Origin of the sequence: Skermanella aerolata KACC 11604 (assembly GCF_000936425.1) — a bacterium.
Taxonomy (GTDB): domain Bacteria; phylum Pseudomonadota; class Alphaproteobacteria; order Azospirillales; family Azospirillaceae; genus Skermanella; species Skermanella aerolata.
Map to the genome: position 1 here is coordinate 522,355 of NZ_AVFK01000001.1, position 16,848 is coordinate 539,202.

Here is a 16,848-nt window from a genome sequence, read left to right on the forward strand (position 1 = left end):
CCGATATGATTGTACGATCCTCCATCTGACAGTTTCGGTGGAGTTTCGTTCCCCCGCAGCCTCCGCTCCCGCTTAGGCCCGAAGCTTGTCCATGTGCTGCTTCCGCAGCTTCGCCACCTTCGGCTCGATGATCACCTGACAATAGGGCTGTCCGGAATTACGAGCGAAGTAGTCGTCGTGATAGGCCTCCGCCGGATAGAAGGTCGGGAGCGGCGACACCTCCGTCACGACCGGGCGGTTCCAGATCCTGCGGTCGTTGACCGACTTGATGACGTCGCGCGCGATCCGCTCCTGCTCGGCATCGTGGTAGTAGATGACGGAGCGGTATTGCGGGCCGACGTCGTTGCCCTGACGGTTGGGCGTGGTCGGGTCGTGGGTGGTGAAGAACACCTCAAGCAGGTCTTCGTAGGAAATCACCGCCGGATCGTAGGCGATCTGGATCACCTCGGCATGGCCGGTGGTCGCGGTGCAGACTTGCTGGTAGGTCGGGTTCTCGACATGTCCGCCGGCATAGCCGGACTTGACGCTCTTCACGCCGCGCAGGTTCTGGAAGACCGCTTCGGTACACCAGAAGCAGCCGCCGCCGACGGTTGCCGTTGCCAGTTGCTGGTTCTCGGCCATCGTTGTTCATTCCTTGGGTAAGTGCATTCAATGTTCCGCGTCTCCATGTGGTGCGCGGAACTGCTGCGAAAACCCGGCCTGCGGTAACATTCCCGCGATCATGCCGTCCTGGAAATCTCCAGCTTCAATTCCTCGATCATCTTTTGCCGCATGATGAACTTCTGGATCTTGCCGGTGACCGTCATGGGAAAGGCTTCGACGAACCGGATGTGGCGCGGCACCTTGTAGTGCGCGATCCTGTCGCGGCAGAACTGGATAACCTCGTCCTCGGTCAGCATCTCGCCTTCCTGGATGTTGATCCAGGCGCAAAGCTGCTCGCCGTACCGCTCGTCCGGCACGCCGAAGACCTGGACGTCGGCGATCTTGGGGTGGGTATACAGGAACTCCTCGATCTCGCGCGGATAGATGTTCTCACCGCCCCGGATGACCATGTCCTTGATGCGTCCGACGATGTTGCAGTAGCCGTCCTCGTCCAGGACGGCCAGATCGCCGGTGTGCATCCAGCGCGACGCGTCGATCGCTTCCCGCGTCCGCTCCTCGTCGCCCCAATATTCCCGCATTACCGAATAGCCGCGCGTCAGCAACTCGCCCGGCGTGCCGACCGGCACGATCCGGCCTTCGGCATCGACGATCTTGACCTCGAGGTGCGGCTGGATGCGACCGACCGTCGCCACCCGCTTCTCCAGCGGGTCGTCCACCGAGCTTTGGAAGCTGACCGGGCTGGTCTCGGTCATGCCGTAGGCGATGGTGATCTCCCGCATGTTCATCTCGCCGGCCACGCGCTTCATGACCTCGATCGGGCAGGGGGAGCCGGCCATGATGCCGGTGCGCAGCGTGGACAGGTCGAACTCCTTGAAGCGCGGGTGGTTCAGGACGGCGATGAACATCGTCGGCACGCCGTGCAGGCCGGTGCAGCGCTCTTCCTGGACGGCGGTCAGGACGGCTTCCGGCTCGAAGCCTTCTCCCGGAATGACCATGCAGGCGCGATGCGTGACGCAGGCGAGGTTGCCCAGCACCATGCCGAAGCAGTGGTAGAACGGCACGGGAATGCACAGGCGGTCGTGCTCGGTCAGGCGCATCGCCTCCCCGATGAAGAAGCCGTTGTTCAGGATGTTGTGGTGCGTCAGCGTGGCGCCCTTGGGGTTGCCGGTGGTGCCGCTGGTGAACTGAATATTGATCGCGTCGTCGAACTGGAGGACGTCCTTCAACTCGTCCAGTCTGGCGAAATGTTCGTCACGTGCAGCGGCGGCGATATCGCCGAAGTTCAGCATGCCCGGCGTTCGATCCGTGCCCATCCGGATGACGGTCCGCAGGCTCGGTACCTTGTGCGCGTCGAGCCTGCCGGGTTCGGCGTGGTCCAGTTCCGGCGCGACGTCGCGGATCATCGCGATGTAGTCGCTGCTCTTGAACGACGACGCCAGTATCAGCGCCTTGCAGCCGACCTTGTTGAGCGCGTATTCAAGCTCGTGGGTGCGGTAGGCCGGATTGATGTTGACGAGGATCAGTCCGGCCTTGGCCGTAGCGAACTGGGTCAGAACCCACTCGGCATTGTTCTGCGACCAGATGCCGATCCGGTCACCCGGTTTCAGTCCCAGGGCGATCAGCCCGGCCGCCACCTTGTTCGCCTCGTCGCGGAACTGCCGATAGGTCCAGCGGATATCCTGCGGCCGGACGACCAGAGCATCGGCATCGGGCGACAGCGCCACGACACGGTCCAGGTGCGCTCCGATCGTATCGCCGATCAGCGGCGTGGTGGCCGCACCGTGGACATAGCTCCGCTCAAGTCTGGTCATCGCGTTTCCTCCTGACGCATCGTTTTTGCGTAGCGCCGATATTCCCGGCGCCGGCCTGTTTTCAAGAGCCGATGACTACTACGATATGCGGAAGGGAGAAAGCCCCGGAAGGAGCAGGGGTGCGGCAGCCGATATCAGCCGGTTCGCCAAATCTTGACGAGACGAACGGTCGGTTCCGATGCTATTGAGTCCGCGATTGACGCCAATTCCTTGAGGACCGTGTGCAGCCATGAGCGCCACCAATACATCGTCCCTTTTCGCCCCCATCGCCCTGGCGCCCCGCGACCCGATCCTGGGCATCACCGAGGCGTTCAACGCAGACCCCAATCCCAACCGGATCAATCTGGGCGTCGGCGTCTATGTCGGCGACGATGGCCGTGTTCCCCTCCTGGAATGCGTGAAGCGGGCCGAGACGCTGCTGCTGGAAGGCAGCCAGCCGCTCACCTACCTGCCGATCGACGGCCTGCAAGCCTATGACAAGGCGGCCTCATCCCTGGTCTTCGGCGCCGACAGCCCGGCCATTGCCGAGGGGCGCGTCGTCGCCGTGCAGACCCTTGGCGGGACCGGCGGTTTGCGCCTGGGCGCCGACCTGCTGCGCGGGTTCACGCCGGCCAAGCGCGTCTGGATCAGCGACCCGAGCTGGGAAAACCACCGTGCCCTGTTCGAGAACGCCGGCTTCACGGTGGAAACCTATCCCTACAGCCGCGAGCGTGGGCGTGAGCTGGACTTCGCCGGCATGGTCGGGTGCCTGTCGGGCCTGCCCGCCGGCGATGTCGTGATCCTCCATGCCTGCTGCCACAACCCGACCGGCCTGGACCTGACGCCGGAGCAGTGGGCCGAGGTGATCGAGGTGGTCAAGGCCCGCGGCCTCGTCCCCTTCCTGGATATCGCTTACCAGGGCTTCGCCGAAGGGCTCGACCCCGACGCGGCTCCTGTTCGCGCCTTCGCCGCCGCCGGCGTCTCGATGCTGGTTTCCAGCTCGTTCTCGAAGTCGCTGTCGCTCTACGGCGAGCGGGTTGGGGCGCTCAGCGTCGTGACGTCAGACTCTGCCGAGGCGACACGCGTGCTGAGCCAGCTCAAGCGGCTGGTGCGGACGAACTATTCCAGCCCGCCGTCGCACGGCGCCAAGATCGCCTCCGCCGTCCTCGGTTCGCCGGAGCTGCGGGCGCTGTGGGACGAGGAACTGACCGGCATGCGCACCCGCATTCGCTCGATGCGCGAAGCTTTGGCGGAGAAGCTGACCGCCCTGGTGGACGGTGAGGACTTCTCGTTCATCACGCGCCAGCGCGGCATGTTCTCATACTCGGGCCTGCCGCAGCTGGTCATCGCCCGGTTGCGGGAAGAGCACTCGATCTATGCGCTGGACAGCGGCCGCATCTGCGTTGCCGCACTCAATTCCCGGAACATCGACACGGTGGCCAATGCCATCGCCGGGTGCCTGAAGACCGCGTAAGGCGGTCTTATCGGGCTAGTCGGCTTTACATTTCTCGTATGCCCGCGCTCCGGTCGATGGGCGCCGGCATACGAAGACGAATTTGTAGTATTGGCGGAGTTTCGCTGCGTACAGTCTGGAAGACAAGCGCTAGTCAGATTATATGTATGACTGCCTGACTTGCCACACTCACAGTACAGACGAGAAAGACGACACGAGCCGTAAAACGTTCGGCTGGCGACCAACGCGCCCAATCCTTGGAAAAGCTGCTCCACATGACGACACCGTACTTCTAATTGTGTGAGATCTGTTGATGACCCCGACACTGAACCATCGCGTTTACAGAATGGTTAACATTGCCTGCTCGAGAATATTCCGTGTCGATATCACAGAAATGCGGCTTTTTCGCTAAGTGCAATTTCATTATCCGATGCGATGTCCCAGACGAAAGTTTCGGGCATCCCGATGAGAACTTTGGTAGAACATTCCTATGGAATGGACAGATGAGGCGATCGTACTGTCCGCCCGGCCGCACGGTGAGGCGGCTGTGGTGGCGACCTTGCTGACGCACAGCCATGGCCGGCACGCCGGTCTGGTTCAGGGTGGACGTTCGTCCAAGCAGCGCGGCAACCTCCAGCCCGGCAACCGCGTCAGCGCCCGCTGGCGGGCGCGACTCGCCGACCATCTCGGCTCCTTCACGGTCGAGCCGGTCCACAATTCGTCCGCCGCGATGCTGGACGATCCGGTCCGGCTGGCCTGCCTCGTCTCCGCCTGTGCGGTGACCGAGGTGGCGCTGCCCGACCGGGAGCCGCACGAGCCGGTCTTCCATGGCCTTGCCGCGCTGCTCGAAGCGCTGGAAACGCCGCTGTGGGCGCCGGCCTATGTCCGTTGGGAACTGGGGCTGCTCCAGGAACTGGGATTCGGCCTCGACCTCGGCACCTGTGCCGCTACCGGCGCCAACGACGCTCTCGCCTATGTCAGTCCGCGCACCGGCCGGGCGGTATCCCTGTCGGCGGGGGAGCCCTATCGCGACAAGCTGCTGCCGCTGCCGGGCTTCCTGACGGGGCAGGCAGCCGCCCGCAGCGGCGGTCTGGAAGAGGAAGTGCTTGCCGGGCTGGACCTGACAGGGCATTTCCTCGACCGTCACGCCTTCGCCAGCCGCGACACCGCCATGCCGGCGGCGCGGACAAGATTCATCGAACGCTATCGCAAATTGGCTACCCTGTCTGGTAGTAGATAAGACATGACCGACCCTGTACTCGATATCCAAGATAAGCCGCTTTCCGAAGCCCTCGGCGAGCGCTACCTGTCCTATGCGCTGTCCACCATCATGGCGCGTTCGCTGCCCGATGTGCGTGACGGGCTGAAGCCGGTCCACCGCCGGCTGCTGTTCGCCATGAGCCAGCTCAAGCTGGAACCGGACACGCCGCCCAAGAAATGCGCCCGCGTCGTCGGCGACGTCATCGGTAAGTTTCACCCGCATGGCGACACGGCTGTTTACGATGCGCTGGTCCGTCTGGCCCAGGACTTCGCCGTCCGCTATCCGCTGATCGACGGGCAGGGCAATTTCGGCAACATCGATGGCGATAACGCCGCCGCGATGCGGTACACCGAGGCCCGGCTGACCGCTGTTGCACGTGCGCTGCTGGAAGGCATCGACGAGGATACCGTCGATTTTCGGGGCACCTACGACGGCGAGGGCGAAGAGCCCATCGTGCTGCCTTCCGCCTTCCCCAACCTGCTCGCCAACGGCTCGCAGGGCATCGCGGTCGGCATGGCGACGTCGATCCCGCCGCACAATGCGGAAGAGCTGTGCGACGCTCTGACCTACCTGATCAAGCATCCCGACGCCACCGTGGACGACCTCGTCCGCCTGGTTCCCGGTCCCGACTTCCCGACCGGCGGCACCCTGGTCGAACCCGCCGCCTGCATTGCGGAAGCCTATCGGACGGGGCGCGGCAGCTTCCGGCTGAGGGCCAAGTGGGAGCTGGAGAAGCTGGGGCAGGGAACGTGGCAGATCGTCGTCACCGAGATCCCATATCAGGTCCAGAAGAGCCGGCTGATCGAGAAGATCGCGGAGCTGCTGACCGCCCGCAAGCTCTTCCTGCTGGACGACGTTCGTGACGAGTCGGCGGAGGATATTCGCCTCGTCCTGGTCCCGAAGAACCGCAACGTCGATCCCGACGTCCTGATGGAGTCGCTGTTCAAGTCCACCGATTTGGAGGTCCGCTTCGGCCTCAACATGAACGTGCTGGACAAGGACAACATCCCCCGCGTCATGAACCTGCGGGAAGTGCTGCAGGCTTTCCTGGCGCACCGGATCGAGGTGCTGGAGCGGCGCACGCGCCACCGTCTCGGCAAGATCGACCACCGGCTGGAGGTGCTGGGCGGCTACCTGATCGCGTATCTGAACTTGGACGAGGTGATCCGCATCATCCGCGAGGAGGACGAGCCGAAGAAGACGCTGATCAGGACCTTCGCGCTGACCGACGTCCAGGCCGAGGCGATCCTGAACATGCGCCTGCGGTCTCTCCGCAAGCTGGAAGAGTTCGAGATCAAGACCGAGCACGACGCCCTGACGGCGGAGCGCACCGATCTGGCCGACCTGCTGGAGAACGAACCCCGGCGCTGGAAAGCGATATCCAAGCAGATCGCCGAGACGAAGAAGAAGTTCGGCAAGAACACGCCGCTGGGCCAGCGCCGCACGGTGATCGGCGATGCGCCCTCGGCGATCGTGATCCCGCTTGAGGCCATGGTCGAACGCGAGCCGGTCACCGTCTTCTGCTCCGAGAAGGGCTGGATCAGGATGGTCAAGGGCCACCAGACCGAGGTGGCCGACATCAAGTACAAGGACGGCGACCGGGAGCGCTTCGTGCTGCGGGTAGAGACGACGGACAAGCTGGTGGTGCTTGGCACCAATGGACGGTTCTACACGCTGGCCGTGGACAAGCTGCCGCGCGGCCGGGGCTTCGGCGAGCCGTTGCGTCTGATGATCGACCTTGCCAATGACGCGGAACTGGTCAGCCTGTTCAAGCACGAACCCGGTCGGCGGTTGCTGGTCGCGGGGTCCAATGGCCGCGGCTTCCAGGTGGACGAGGACGAGGTGATCGCCCAGACCCGGGGCGGCAAGCAGATCATGACCCTGGGCGACGGGGTCGACGCGAAGTTCTGCGTGCCGGTCGAGGGCGATACCGTCGCCGTGATCGGCAACAACCGCAAACTGCTGGTCTTCTCTCTGGAGGAGGTGCCGGTAATGGCGCGCGGCCGTGGCGTCACGCTTCAAAAATACACCGACGGCAGTCTGGCCGACGTGACGACGTTCACCTTCTCCCAGGGCCTTTCCTGGAAGAGCGGCGAGCGGACCCGGGTGGAAACCGACATGTCACCGTGGAAAGCGTATCGGGGCACGATCGGACGCCTGCCGCCCAACGGTTTCCCCAAGAACAACCGCTTCACCTGAATAGCCTAATATTCGAGCACCCCCGGCAGGAACTCTCCGGCCAGCCCATCGTTCATGGTCCCACATGGATCAATGATCGGGCGGCCTGCGACAGGTCGCGAAAAACCGGAGAGTGGGATGCGCAAGACCTTACTGATGATGACCACGGCCCTGGCGGCGTGGTCCTGGGCGGCGGGAGCCAGTGCGCAACAGCCGCCGCCGGAGTCTCCGCCCGCTCCGCCGCCTCCGGCGGCACCGGCGCCCGCACCGCAGATCGACGTTCAGCAGCCGCCGGCCGCCGTCGATGTCCAGCAGCCGCCGCCGCAGGTGACGGTGGAGCAGCAGCCTCCGGAAATCGTGATCGAGCAGCAACCGCCGCAGATCATCGTCCGGCAGGCCCCGCCGCGAATCATCGTCCGCCAGCCTCCGCCCGAGATCACCGTCCGCCAGTTCCAGCCCCAGGTGATCGTCCGCCAGCGTGAGCCGGAAATCATCATCGAGCAGGCCGATCCCGAGATCGTGGTCGAGCAGCCGCAGCCGCTCGTCCGCTTCGATCAGGCGCAACCGCACGTCAACGTCCAGCAGCCGCCGCCCCAGGTCGTGATTGAGCAGGCTCCGGCCCAGATCCAGGTCGAGCCCGCCGCCCCGCCGCCACCGCCGCCCGCACCGCTCGCGGCAGCTCCTCCGGCACCACCAGCCGAGCCGGTGCCCGTCACCCCACCGTCGCCCGCCGGCGTCGCCGTGGAGCAGATGATCGGCAAGCCGGTCGTCAATGCGGAAGGCCAGGAGATCGGCCAAGTCCGGGACCTGCTGATGGGTCAGGATGGTGCTGTCAGCCAAGCGATCGTAGATGTCGGCGGCTTCCTCGGCGTTGGGGCCAAGCAGATCGCGGTTCCGTGGGACCAGATCGCGGTCCAGCCCGACGGCAACGGCATCACCCTCCCCATGGACCGGCAGCAGCTTGAGACGGCTCCCGAGCACGCCTATGCCGAGGGCGACAACGCCCTGGTCGGACCCACCCGCTGATATCAGGAGCGACAGACATGCGCAGACACATCTTCATCACGTCGGCCCTGCTCCTCGGCACCGCCTTTCCGGCGCTGGCCCAGACCCAGCCGCAGCCGGCGCAGCCGCCCCAGGCTGTCGTCCAGGGGCAGGGCACGGTCGAGGTCCGCCCCGCCGAGCCGCAGATCCGGATAGAATCCGCCCCGCCGCAGATTCAGGTGGAAACCGCGGGCGAAGCCGAGATCAAGGTCGTCCATGTTCCGACCATCGGCGGCCGCATGCCGGAAGACATCGTCGGCCAGACCGTCAAGAACAGCGAGGGCGAGGACATCGGCGAGGTTCGCGACTTCGTCACCCAGCCCGACAGTCCGGAGATCGACAGCCTCGTCCTGTCGCGCAGCCGCTTGCTTGGGTTAGGCGAAAAGCTGGTCACTATCCCTTGGGACAAGGTCCGGGTCGAGCCCCAGAGCCAGGGTCTGGTAGCTACACTGACCAAGGACGAACTGGATAACGCGCCGGAGTTCGAGTACAGCGGCGAAGCCAAGACAGTCATCGGACCGGAACAGCCGGAAAAATGACCACATTGTACTGTAGCGTGCGTAGAAAAGGATTTAATCAAATGCGCAAGACCGCCGTTTCTCTTACCGCTCTTCTGATGTTCGCCGGCACCGCCGCGACGGCGCGGGCGGATATCGAGGTGGCGGTGGTAACTGCCGTAACCGGCTCCATGGCCTCGTTCGGCGACCAGATGCGGAAGGGTGTCGAGGAGGCAGCCAAGGCCATCAACGACAAGGGCGGGATCAACGGCGACAAGATCACGCTGAAGGTCTACGACGACGCCTGCGATCCCAAGCAAGGCGTCACCGCCGCCAATCAGGTCGTCAACGACGGCATCTCCTTCGTGATCGGCCATCTCTGCACCGGCCCGTCGATCCCGGCCTCGGATGTTTATGCGGAGGAGGGGATCGTCATGATCTCGGCCACCGCGACGGCGCCGGCCCTGACCGAGCGGGGGCTGGACAACGTCTTCCGCGTGACCAGCCGCGACGATCAGCAGGGGCTTGTCGCCGCCGACTATATCGCCGCGAACATCAAGGACCCTAAGGTAGCCATCGTCCATGACAAACAGGCCTATGGCAGCGGACTGGCCGAAGCCACGACCAAGGCGCTGGGTGCCAAGGGCATCCAGCCCGTCATGACCGGCTCGGTCAATCCGGGCGAGAGCGACTTCTCGGCACTGGTCACCAAGATGAAGTCAGCTGGCGTCAACACCGTCTACTTCGGCGGCTACCACGCGGAAGCCGGCCAGATCGTCCGCCAGATGAAGAACGCCGGTCTGGATGCCAAGCTGATCGCGGGCGACGGCCTGTCGAACCCCGACTTCTGGGCGATCACGGGCGATGGCGGCGCCGGGACGCTGTTCACCTTCAGCCCCGATCCGACGCGGAACCCCAATGCCGAGCCGGTGATCCGGCAGCTTCGCACCAATAACGTCGAGCCCGCCTTCTTCACGCTCTACAGCTATGCCGCGATGCAGGTGCTCGCCCAGGGCATCGGCGAGGCGGGCGAACCCGATCCGGACGCCGTCATCGACGTGCTCCACAGGGCCGACTTCGACACGGTCATCGGGCCGCTGAAGTTCGATGACAAAGGCGACCTGACCGAGCCGGCTTTCGTGATGTATTCCTGGAACAATGGCAAGTACCAGACGGTCGCCGGCAAATAGGGGGCATCAGGGGGACGGAGACGCCGCAGCACTGTTGGGACGGGAGAAACCTTCAAGTTACGAAAGGCCTCCCCCCATGCCCAACAGCCTGCGGAACACCACCGTCGTCATCACGGGCGCGTCCAGCGGCATCGGCAAAGCGGCGGCGTTCGCCTTTGCGGCGCAGGGCGCCAATTTGGTCCTCGGTGCCCGGCGCGACGAAGCGCTGTTCGAAGTCGCGGAAGAAGCGCAAAGGTACGGCGTTCACGCCATCGCCGTGCCGTCCGATGTCACCGACCTTGAGGACATGCGCCAGCTGGCGAGCACCGCAGCCCAGCGGTTCGGCGGGATCGACGTCTGGATCAACAACGCCGGCATCGGGTTGGTCGGCCCCTTCGCCGACGTGCCGATGGAAAGCCACCGCCAAGTCGTGGAGACCAATCTGTTCGGCAGCATGAACGGGACGCATGCCGTGCTGCCGTACTTCCTCGACCAGCAATACGGCACCCTCATCACCAACATCTCGTTCGGCGCCTGGATCGCTCCGCCCTTCGCCGCGGCCTATGCCGCGAGCAAGGCCGGCATCGAAGGCTTCACTCAAAGCATCCGCCTCGAGTTGGAGGACTGGCCGGAAATCCACGTCTGCGACGTCTTTCCCGCCGTCATCGACACGCCGGGCTACCAGCACGGCGGCAACTATATGGGCAAGGAACTCAAGCCGGGATCACCGCTCGTAGCGCCGGAGCGCGTTGCCGACGCGATGGTCGGTCTGGCGAAGCATCCTCGTCGCGGCGTCACCGTCGGCGCCATGGCCCCGGTGACCAAGTTCATGCACACGCTGGCTCCGGCCCTGACGGAAGCCGTGATGTCCCGCGCCCTCAAGCACTATTTCCGCCGCGCGGCGCCCGCCCCCTACACCCATGGCTCCCTGTTCGAACCGATCCGGCAGGGCACGGGAACCAGCGGCGGCTACCGCAGGCAAACTTCCGGCGGAAACGTCCGATCCCTGACGCTGGCCGGGCTGGCCGCCGTCGCCAGTATCGCCGCCGTCGGGGCACTGGTCCGGCGCTGACCGGTCACCAGAGCAGTTCGTAGACTTCCGCCATCCGCTCCATGCGGCGGCGGAAGCTGAACTCCGCCTCGATCCGGCCGCGGGCGGCGTCGGCAAGCTGGCGTCGGAGTTCGGCGTCTTCGATCAGGCGGCGCAAGCCACCCGCCAGCGCGTCGGCCGAATCGGACGGCACCGTCAGCATATCGGTGCCGTCTCGCGCGAAAGCCTCGATCCCGCCGCAGCGCGTCGCAAGGACCGGCACTTCCATCGCCATCGCCTCCAGCACGACGTTCGGCAGACCTTCGCGCAGGCTTGAAAGGCAGAACAGATCGAAGTTCTCGAACAAGGCTACCGTATCGGCCTGGAAGCCGAGCAGGCGGATTCGGTCACCATAGCCGGTTGCCACGGCCTGACGTTCCAGCTCGTCCCGGGCTTCGCCGTCGCCCGCGATCCAAAGCTCCAAGTCGTGCCCTTCGCCGATCAGCGTCGCCACGGCCCGGATCAGCAGGTCGAAGCCCTTCTCCCCCGACAGCCGCCCGACGGCGCCGATCAGCAGGCGGCCCGGCGGCACCCCAACTCGACCAGCCGCCAGCGCCGCCGGGCCAGTGCGGCGGAAGTCTTCGGTGTCGATCGCGTTCTCGATCAGGTGAAGCCGGTTCTCCGGCACGCCGCTGGCACGGCAGCGCTCATACAGGTCGGCGGAGACGACGATCACCTGCTCGTGGCGCGGCAGCGTCCAGCGATCAACGGCGTAGTAGAGCGGGGTCTTCGACGTGTGCTTGACCCAGCCATGGACCGTCGTGACCAGCTTGAACCCGACGAACGGCTTCAGCAGCACGCCGAACAGGTTCGTCTTGTAGTCGTGGCCGTGCCAGATCCTGATATCGTGTTCGCGGCAGATTGCAGCCAGCCGCCGCAGACTGCTGAGGCTGAAGGCCGAGGCGTCGTCCACCTCGATCAGCGGGCAGTCCTTGGCGGCGGCGCGTTGGCGCAGTACTGCAAATCCGGGATCGTCCGGCGGCCGCAGGTAGCATGCCAGTTCCCGGTATCCCGTCCCGCGCATATATCGGGGCGAATTGAAGATGGTCTTCTCCGGCCCGCCGCCGGTTCCGGTGACGATCCGGGTGTGAAGCACGGCGATGTCGTCGATGGTCGTCATGACATTCATGGTTTGGACGCCATGAACCACTGTTCGAACTGCAAGGCCTTGTTCTCCCAACTCTCGTTAGCCAGCCGGCCCCGTGCCCGCGCCTGCGAGTCCGGCAGCGACCGCCGCGCTCGTGTCAGACACAGCTTGGCGAAATGGTCAGGATCGGCGGTCAGGTCCATCGCGTCGCCCCAGGCGCGGTTGGCTGGCAGGGGTGTCGCCACCACCGGCAATCCCGTCGCCAGGTATTCCTTGAGCTTCAGCGGCTGCATCGCACGCGTCACGGGCAAGTCGGCATAGGGCATGATCAGCACATCCGCTTCGCTCGCCAGTTCCGGCAGCCGCTCATAGGGTTGCGGCCCGGTCCAAGCGATGCCGCGCTGGCGGACCAGCCTGTTGTCCACCTCGTCGTAGCGGCCGACCATCCGGACGTCGCAAGTCGCGGTCAGGTGAAGCAGGATATCGGCGTCGAGCCGGGTGTCGGCGTGTCCCCAGTACAGAAGGGTCGGCCGTCGTCCCGGCCCGCAGAGAGGCCGACGCTGCACCGCCTGCCAATGCGTCAGCTCGACCCCATGGGTCAGCAGATGCGCCTGGATGCCGAGCCCGGCCAGCCGCCGCTTCAGCACATCGGAAACGCAGATGACCGTCGTGGCATGGCGGAGCAGGTCGAGTTCCATCCGCCGCAGGGTATCGCCGTCCAGCCCCGGCCACTCCGCGAAGTCGTCCACGCAGTAATAGATCCATTTCAGGCCGGGAAAGCTCGCAGCCAGATCCGCCGTGATCGGGACCGTCGTGATTACGGCCGCCGGTTTGGGATCGGCGTTCAGCACGCCGGCGAGTGCCCGCCGCAGCAGGAGGCGGTTCAGCATCCGCTCCGCCCTGGTCTTGAACCCCGGCCAATGGATCGGGGCATGGACGACGGGGGCCAGCGGATCGGGCGTCTCCGCTACGGGTGCCGAATCGCCGTGTCCGGCGGTCCATCCCTTCAGCTTCTCGATACCTCGCCGCAGGTCACCCAGGGAAAGCCGGGGCCGATGGGTGCCGACGGTATTGACCCAGTCCACCCGATACCGCGACAGCAATTGCAGGATCAGGTGCTGCGAGCTGCTCGGATGCCGTCTCCAGTCGTCGCTGAAGACGACCAGCCGTGGCCGGTCGGGCAGCGTTTCCACGAGAAGCTGTAGGGGGGTCGGCATGTCCTGGCGCATGGCCGCATCCTGTCTTCCGTCCCCAAAGGGAAACAACGAAAAGGAAGAGGTAAGCCCACGCTTTTCAAGCTAGCGAAAGCGAAGGCTCAGCTCGCCTAAAATTAAAATAAACCAAAATCTAAACGGGAGTACCGCTGCGGGCGAACAGCCAGCGCAGCCGGGTACGACCCTCGATAAATGATCACGCCGATGCGGAGTGAATGAACTCTTCGATACTCCATCGCGTTCTTCTGGTGTCGATAAGCGACTGCGACAATGCCGGTCGAAGATTGGCATCCATGATGCCGTTATTGATGCTATGGGAAAATCGATGTCAGAGTTACCCGTCGTTCTCGTCACGGGCGGAGCCGGTTATATCGGCTCACACGCGGTACTGGCCCTGAAGGATGCCGGCATTCCGGTCGTCGTCTACGACAATCTCTCGACCGGCGTCCGCTTGGCGGTTCCGGACGATGTCACGCTGGTGGAAGGCGATATCGGCGACACCGCCCATCTGGCGCGCGCCATCCAGGAGCACCGGATAGCTGCCGTCATGCACTTCGCCGGCAGCATCGTCGTTTCCGAATCGGTCGAGAAGCCGCTCAAGTATTATCACAACAATACTCAGAACAGCCTGGGACTGATCGATACCTGCATCAAGCAGGGCGTCCGGCACATGATCTTCTCGTCTACCGCCGCCGTCTACGGCGAGCCGGAAAGTTCGCCCATCTCCGAGGACACGCCGACCAAGCCGATCAATCCCTACGGTGCATCCAAGCTGATGACCGAGCAGATGCTACGGGACGCGTCGGCCGCCCATGGCCTCAACATCGGCATCCTTCGCTACTTCAACGTGGCGGGAGCGGACCCGGCGGGCCGCGCCGGGCAGAACACGCCCGCGGCGACCCATCTCATCAAGGTGGCGGTACAGGCGGCATTGGGCCTTCGCGACAGCATTTCAGTCTTCGGCACCGACTACCAGACGCCCGACGGCACCTGCATCCGCGACTACATCCACGTGTCCGATCTGGCCGACGCCCATGTCCTGGCGCTGCGCCATCTGGTGGAGAACGGTGGGAACCTGCTGGTCAACTGCGCCTATGGCCGTGGCTTCTCGGTCCGCGAAGTCCTGCGCGCGGTCGAGGCGGTAACCGGCGAACCTCTGCCGGTGGTGGACGCTCCGCGCCGGGCGGGCGATCCTCCCGCCCTCGTCGCCAGCGCCGATCGCATTCGCCAAGTCCTGGGTTGGAAACCGGCCCATGACAGCGTGGAGGAGATGGTCAGGACGGCGCTCGCCTGGGAGCGCCACATTTCCGGCGTTCCCGACCGACCCGCCTCGGGAGATGCCGCGCAGACGCGTCAGGCTTCCTGATATGTCGTTCCAGGATTTCGCTCTCGGCACTCGCGCTGCGGTACGGCCATACCACGATGCGGAAGACGCGGCCGGCCGCCGTGTCCGTCAGGTGCTCCGCATCACCCGTGACCTGCGCGAGTTGTTCCCCGGATCGAGCGGCATCCTGGATATCGCTGCCGGAGGAGGAGAGGCTGTGTCGTGGTATCGCAGCCTGTTCCCCGGCGTCCGGCTGGTCTGCCTTGAGGGTCCCACTGCAAAGCCGCGCCCGACAGTGGCGCGTTTTGCGGCGATAGCCCATTTCCGCCGGTTCGACGGTGCCGCCATTCCCTACGCCGACGCCAGTTTCGACGTGATCACCGGCTACCGCGGGCTGTCCGCGACGCCTGAGGACAGGCGTGCCGTCCTGCTGCTCGAAGCGTATCGCGTGCTGAAGCCCGGCGGACTGATCGTCCTGTTCGAACCGAAAGGGGCTGGGCTGGCGGCGCGCACCCTGACGCGCACCATCCGCGACGTCGGTTTCCACGACGCGATGGTCCGTTACGACGGTCCGCTGCCGCTGCTGCCGATCGGGGCCGATTTCCATGTCGTGGCCTTCCGGCCCTGACTTTCTTGCCCTGATTTTTCCCGCCATGGTCTGCCGGCCTTGACGCTTTCCTGCTCCCACTTCTACGACACGGCCGACTGGTACCGGGTGTTTGAGGAAACCTGCCTCGACCCGGGCGACGTTGTCCGAATCGAGCACCTCGACGGCGGTCATATCTTGCCGATACGCGAGCGTCCTGACGCCGTCGGCCCCCTTCGGGGACGCCGGATGGAGTGGCTCGGCAACTACTACTCATGCCGCTACGCACCGCTACTGACCAGCCCAGACGCCGCTTCAGATGTCGCGGAGTGGGGGAGGGAGATCCGCCGCGGCAAACCGCGTCCCAGCCTGCTTGTCTTCGCGGCGATGGACCGGCCCTCCGCCGGTTTCGACGCCCTATGGAACGGTCTTGGCCGCGCCGGCTATCTGGTCGAAGCGACGGAGGATTTCGGCAATTGGTACCTGGAGCCAGCCGGCGACTTCGCAAGATATTGGGCTGAACGCAACAGCCGGCTGCGCAACACGGTGGAGCGCAAGGAGAGGGCTCTGTTCCGGGCGCACGGTGCGCGGGTAGAAATCCTGGAGTCTCCTGCGGACACGACCCGCGCCATCGACCTGTATCAGCGCGTCCACGCCGAATCGTGGAAGGAGCCCGAACCCTACTCCAACTTCATCCCGAGCCTGATCGCCACCGGCTTCGGTGCCGGAGCCGTCCGGATCGGTGTTCTGATGGTCGATGAAGAACCGGTGGCGGCTCAGCTCTGGATCGTCTGGAACCGCCATGCGACGATCTTCAAACTCTCCTATGCCGAACGGTTCGCGCGCTTCTCGCCCGGCTCGATCCTGACGCGGCACATGATGCGGGACGCCTTCGACCGCGGCGGCTTGGTCGAGATCGATTTTGGCTGCGGCGACGATCCCTATAAGCGGGAGTGGCTTCCGGAACGCCGCCAGCGCTGGGTGCTGACCGCCTACGATCCCCTCAGCCTCACCGGTGCCGGCCACACGATCCGGCGTTACCTGCCGCGTCTGCTGCGCCGCCGGCTGCTGGGGCGCTGATCGGCTGGGAAAATGGTGGAGGAGCCAGGATTTGAACCTGAAACTGCTGACCCGAAGGCCAGGGCTTTCCCGATTAAGCTACTCCCCCGTATTCTCTGCGGCTCAGGCCGCGTACAGACCCTCGCCGTATGTCTTGGCGAACAAGGTCTGAAGCTCCTGAAAGAGCTGTTCCGCCTCTTCGTCCCAACCTTGGCCGATCCCGTCGGTGCGCCGGACATTGTACAAGTCCAGGGCCGTGACCATCAGCCTCGCTTCGTCGCGGGACAGGTCGAACTTCCTGGTCGCGATTCCTTGTTCCAGTTTCCCGATCACCGCGTCGTACCGGTCCGTGCTCCGCCGCTCCGCGATCCTGGCGATTCGGAAGCCGTCGGAGTTCGTCTCATGACCAATTCGAGCCGCCGCATCGAGCGTCCGGATAACCTGTTCGAGCTTCTTGCGGCTGGTGCGCGGGTGGAACATCGTGCCTCCTGAC

General features: G+C 64.8%; 15 protein-coding genes and 1 tRNA gene. 10 read left to right on the forward strand and 6 right to left on the reverse strand.

The window, feature by feature from the left end; genetic code table 11:
* Positions 1-72: 72 nt before the first annotated feature.
* Positions 73-621 (reverse strand): peptide-methionine (S)-S-oxide reductase MsrA, encoded by a 549-nt coding sequence (gene msrA, locus N826_RS02360; protein WP_044425676.1) that lies wholly within the window; start codon positions 619-621, stop codon positions 73-75.
* A gap of 98 nt (positions 622-719) precedes the next feature.
* Positions 720-2,414, reverse strand: a complete 1,695-nt coding sequence (locus tag N826_RS02365; RefSeq protein WP_044425677.1) for an AMP-binding protein — start codon at positions 2,412-2,414, stop codon at positions 720-722.
* A gap of 229 nt (positions 2,415-2,643) precedes the next feature.
* On the opposite strand from N826_RS02365, the gene N826_RS02370 reads away from it, so the two are divergent.
* The 7 genes from N826_RS02370 to N826_RS02400 all read left to right on the forward strand — a co-directional run bounded on the left by N826_RS02370 (position 2,644) and on the right by N826_RS02400 (position 11,067).
* Positions 2,644-3,867: an amino acid aminotransferase gene (locus N826_RS02370; protein ID WP_044425678.1), complete on the forward strand. Its 1,224-nt coding sequence runs from the start codon at positions 2,644-2,646 to the stop codon at positions 3,865-3,867.
* Positions 3,868-4,336: 469 nt separating this feature from the next.
* Positions 4,337-5,086, forward strand: a complete 750-nt coding sequence (gene recO, locus N826_RS02375; protein ID WP_044425679.1) for a DNA repair protein RecO — start codon at positions 4,337-4,339, stop codon at positions 5,084-5,086.
* Between the two features lie 3 nt (positions 5,087-5,089).
* On the forward strand, positions 5,090-7,306 hold the full coding sequence (gene parC / locus N826_RS02380; RefSeq protein ID WP_044425680.1) for a DNA topoisomerase IV subunit A: 2,217 nt from the start codon (positions 5,090-5,092) through the stop codon (positions 7,304-7,306).
* A 117-nt stretch (positions 7,307-7,423) separates the two neighbouring features.
* Complete coding sequence (locus N826_RS42780) at positions 7,424-8,311, forward strand: PRC-barrel domain-containing protein (RefSeq protein ID WP_044425681.1); 888 nt, start codon at positions 7,424-7,426, stop codon at positions 8,309-8,311.
* A gap of 17 nt (positions 8,312-8,328) precedes the next feature.
* Positions 8,329-8,868, forward strand: coding sequence for a PRC-barrel domain-containing protein (locus N826_RS39605; protein WP_052830766.1), 540 nt, complete (start codon positions 8,329-8,331; stop codon positions 8,866-8,868).
* A 41-nt stretch (positions 8,869-8,909) separates the two neighbouring features.
* Positions 8,910-10,016: a branched-chain amino acid ABC transporter substrate-binding protein gene (locus N826_RS02395; protein ID WP_044425682.1), complete on the forward strand. Its 1,107-nt coding sequence runs from the start codon at positions 8,910-8,912 to the stop codon at positions 10,014-10,016.
* 76 nt (positions 10,017-10,092) lie between these two features.
* Positions 10,093-11,067: an SDR family oxidoreductase gene (locus N826_RS02400; protein ID WP_044425683.1), complete on the forward strand. Its 975-nt coding sequence runs from the start codon at positions 10,093-10,095 to the stop codon at positions 11,065-11,067.
* A gap of 4 nt (positions 11,068-11,071) precedes the next feature.
* Here the strand turns inward: N826_RS02400 and N826_RS02405 are convergent, their stop codons facing one another.
* Positions 11,072-12,214 carry a glycosyltransferase family 4 protein gene (locus tag N826_RS02405; RefSeq protein ID WP_052830767.1) on the reverse strand — a complete coding sequence of 381 codons (1,143 nt, stop codon included), beginning with the start codon at positions 12,212-12,214 and terminating at the stop codon, positions 11,072-11,074.
* Positions 12,211-13,401 carry a glycosyltransferase gene (locus tag N826_RS02410; protein ID WP_044425684.1) on the reverse strand — a complete coding sequence of 397 codons (1,191 nt, stop codon included), beginning with the start codon at positions 13,399-13,401 and terminating at the stop codon, positions 12,211-12,213. The genes N826_RS02405 and N826_RS02410 overlap by 4 nt, the downstream gene beginning before the upstream one ends.
* A 310-nt stretch (positions 13,402-13,711) precedes the next feature.
* Here N826_RS02410 and galE point away from each other — a divergent pair, with 310 nt between their 5' ends.
* Genes galE through N826_RS02425 form a run of 3 tightly spaced genes read left to right on the forward strand, consistent with a single transcriptional unit; the run spans position 13,712 to position 16,376 of the window.
* Positions 13,712-14,752: a UDP-glucose 4-epimerase GalE gene (gene galE, locus N826_RS02415; protein WP_044425685.1), complete on the forward strand. Its 1,041-nt coding sequence runs from the start codon at positions 13,712-13,714 to the stop codon at positions 14,750-14,752.
* Between the two features lies 1 nt (position 14,753).
* The gene (locus N826_RS02420; RefSeq protein WP_044425686.1) at positions 14,754-15,338 is read left to right on the forward strand and encodes a class I SAM-dependent methyltransferase; all 585 of its coding nucleotides are present in this window, start codon (positions 14,754-14,756) and stop codon (positions 15,336-15,338) included.
* Positions 15,339-15,377: 39 nt separating this feature from the next.
* Entirely contained in the window at positions 15,378-16,376 is a 999-nt protein-coding gene (locus tag N826_RS02425; RefSeq protein WP_052830768.1) for a GNAT family N-acetyltransferase, read from the forward strand.
* Positions 16,377-16,389: 13 nt separating this feature from the next.
* On the opposite strand, the gene N826_RS02430 is transcribed toward N826_RS02425, so the two are convergent.
* Both N826_RS02430 and N826_RS02435 read right to left on the reverse strand, forming a co-directional pair.
* Positions 16,390-16,464, reverse strand: a tRNA-OTHER gene (locus N826_RS02430).
* Positions 16,465-16,478: 14 nt separating this feature from the next.
* The gene (locus N826_RS02435) at positions 16,479-16,835 is read right to left on the reverse strand and encodes a hypothetical protein (RefSeq protein ID WP_044425687.1); all 357 of its coding nucleotides are present in this window, start codon (positions 16,833-16,835) and stop codon (positions 16,479-16,481) included.
* Positions 16,836-16,848: the final 13 nt, after the last annotated feature.